The organism is Alphaproteobacteria bacterium (assembly GCA_037146715.1).
In the GTDB taxonomy this organism is placed as follows: Bacteria; Pseudomonadota; Alphaproteobacteria; order UBA7879; family UBA5542; genus JBAWWO01.
The window spans coordinates 1-3166 of record JBAWWO010000028.1 but is presented as its reverse complement, the minus strand read 5'-3'; the positions used below and the strand labels follow the sequence as shown (position 1 = coordinate 3166).

Sequence of the window (3166 nt, the reverse complement as noted above, 5' to 3'; positions counted from 1 at the left end):
CGTCCTCAATGGAATTCTTTGCTTTAAAAGCAATAACATAATTCATAAAAAATGGGTTAAAGTTTCGCCTAAGTCCTATGATACCGCTCAAAATAAAGCGGTTTTTTCAATTGAACCCCTCTCTTCTCGCCGTAAAGACCTTAAGCACCGGGAAGATCCTGAAAAATTAGACTATGCCACAGTCCTTGAACCAAATTTAGTTATTTTGTCTGCAAAATAATTATCTGATTTTTCTGATCTTTTGAAAAAATTGATCACAACCCTCTTGTCAATAAGGATTTATATCCTATATATGGTTCAATAGTTTTTTATTAGGAGATTGAAGAATGAAAAAATTAAATATTCTTGCGCTTATTTTATCGGGTGCTTTGATGGGCAACCAAGATAGTATGTCCGCCGCCCGAGATTATGACCCTTTTGGTAGGGATGGTGCTGCACAATCTGCCGGATTTACTAGTCTTGAGCAGCTTGCAGATGCTGCTCGAAGAGCTGGCCCCGACGTCTACGCAGAATTTTTGCAGTTAACGGATTTTATCACAAACCTGGACGATTTAGTTAGGGCTATGGAATTGCCCCCCCCTCTGCCCGTTCAACATCTTCGACCAGCAGAACTAGATGATAATGACGATGGTGATGAGGCTCAGCCAGCAGAACCAAGATCGGATGAGGATGAGGATGAGGATGAGGATGACTATAACAGTCCTGAAGCCAGACGGGTTCGTGAAGAGCAAGCAGCGGCCGAGTATCAACAAAGACAGCGTGAGCATGAAGCCCGCGCTGAACAAGATCGACAAGAGGCACTCCGTCGCGAGCAAGAAGCTGCTGCCGCACAGTTGGTCCATGAACTCGAACAGATTCGCATAGTTACAGAACAAGCTCGTACAGCCGAGAACCAAGCCATTGCCACTGGTGTGTATAACTACGGCAACCCAAACACGACGATGCAAGCTGTAAAAACAGTCTTTTTTAGTCTTTCTGAGAAACTTAATGCGCTAAAAATGTTTGGTGCAACCCTTTTAGGCCATATTTTAGAGCTGAATGAGTTTGGGTGCCTAGATGGAGATGTTGTCAATAGAATCAAGACCACCTATGAAACTGGACTTGCATCCGCAAAAAATCCAGGATGGTTCACAGATGCTAATCACCCAGGACAATTTGCATCACATAGAAAAGTTCTTGAAAATATTTTAGAGAAACATATTTCTGCTTACCAGGAAATCTATAAGCCGTTATTAGATCAATTTAACCACCTTGCACAGAGAGCCCTTTCTTTTCAAGCAGCCTTAGAAAGCAGTGGTTATGTTAACAAGATTCCCGTCAAAGCAACAGGAGATGATGAGTACCCCCGTACCATCCCACAAGGGAAAGAAGCAGAGGTTCTAAGTTTTTGGAATGCACTAGAAGAACTGCGTTACAGAGTAGAAACTCGTCAACAAGAATTGCGTTTTTTACAGATGACTCATGAAAACCTCAAGGGCTCTGTAATGTCTTATCTTATCGGCCTTGTGCATCCAAAAGCAAAACGGGCTGTTGTGCAGACTGACGTGAAAACCTTAACTATCAATGAACCCTATATGTCTCTTCTACAGCGATATGCAGGCGGACAGGAAGCCCGCGACTTGGAACAAGAAGTTCTAGCGATTCTGCCAAGTAAGTCTATATCACCTGTGGTTAGATTTCTAAACCTTAAAGATGCTGAACCTGCACCTGTGGTTGCTCCAGAACCTGTATACATTCCACAACGGGTTGTGCGCCAAGAAGAGTTTTTTACAGCAGCTGATCTAGCCATATTAGACACAGATATTGATAAAATTGCACGAGCTGGGGGCCATCAATGGGGAGCCGCAGAAGGGATTATGGCTTATGGAGATGGTCGCTTTACTGATTTTTCAAAACAGCTTTATCTCATTTTAGAACGTCAACTAAGCACCCGTGGTTTCTATCCAGATAAAGACCCTGGAGATCTTCCAAATCAATGGATATCTAATTGGGAATTCAATAGAATCTGCCCAATATCTAGTGAAGGAAAACTCAGAATCATCCCTAGAGAGGAAACAACAATGGCTGTTAATCAGTTTTTGAAACCTTGGATAGAGTCCTTAGCGCAAAGAGGCATAATTCCCCCAGATCGCTTAGCTGAGCTTAACGTCGGTTTGGATTATAACTTAAGTCTAGTAAATGGCTATGGAACCCTCCAGTTTAGGAATTTCTTAACAACCCTCTGGCTTATAAGAACACTAGACTCTAGCCTGAAGAGCCATCCTGATCAAGCCCTACAGCAGAACTGGAGCACACTTATTATGCAGGCTTCTGAGTATATTGCAGAAAACACACATTGTGCTGCTGGTTCTGAAGGCCGCAGCCTTTTATTAAGGCTACAGCTCTTAAAATTTTTAAAAGAGTTTATGCCAACTAAGGAAATCGTTACATACAAATAATTAGATAAGAGTCCATCATCCCCGGGCTTCGGCTCGGGGGTTTTTTCTTCCCCTTCAACTCTCTCGACAGTTTCTCCAATTTTTGTTATAAAAATATCAAGGAGATCGCCCATGAATCTTGATAAATTTACCGATCGCGTTAAGGGTTTTTTACAGTCCGCCCAAACCCTCGCCCAGAATTCCAATCATCAACGGCTGTTGCCTGAACACTTATTGAAAGTTTTTCTAAGTGATCCCCAGGGCTTGGCCGCAAATCTCATTGAATCCGCCGGTGGTAATATCCAACTAGCCCAAGTTGAAGTTGAATCTCTGCTCAGCAAAGTGCCCCAAGTCCAGGGCAGTGGTGCTGAACAAATCTACATGACCCCTGACCTTTCAAAAGTTCTACAAGCTGCTGAGAAAGCTGCGACAAAAGCGGGCGATTCCTTCGTCACCCTTGAATACATCTTGTTGGCCATGGCTTTAGAGTCAACCCTGGCCGTTTCTAAAGTCTTTAAGGCCGCCGGCGTTACAGCGCAAACCCTCAACACGGCCATTCAGAATCTCCGAAAAGGCCGCGAAGCCCACTCCAGCAGCTCAGAAGACACCTATGACGCTTTGAAAAAATATGCCCGGGACTTAACCCAAGCTGCCCGCGATAATAAATTAGACCCCGTGATCGGTCGGGATGAAGAAATTCGCCGCACCATCCAAGTTCTGGCCCGCCGCACCAAAAACAACCCCGTGTT

Annotated in this window: 3 protein-coding genes; all 3 read left to right on the top strand. The window is 43.9% G+C overall.

Translation table 11 applies throughout. The annotated features are described in order from the left end of the window. Positions 1 to 220 (top strand): hypothetical protein (locus WCG05_05655; GenBank protein MEI8321464.1); only part of this gene is annotated, 220 nt, incomplete at its 5' end. 106 nt (positions 221 to 326) lie between these two features. Continuing rightward, complete coding sequence (locus tag WCG05_05650) at positions 327 to 2438, top strand: hypothetical protein (GenBank protein ID MEI8321463.1); 2112 nt, start codon at positions 327 to 329, stop codon at positions 2436 to 2438. Positions 2439 to 2549: 111 nt separating this feature from the next. Next, positions 2550 to 3166: Clp protease N-terminal domain-containing protein (locus WCG05_05645; GenBank protein ID MEI8321462.1), on the top strand; the 617-nt coding region annotated here is incomplete at its 3' end.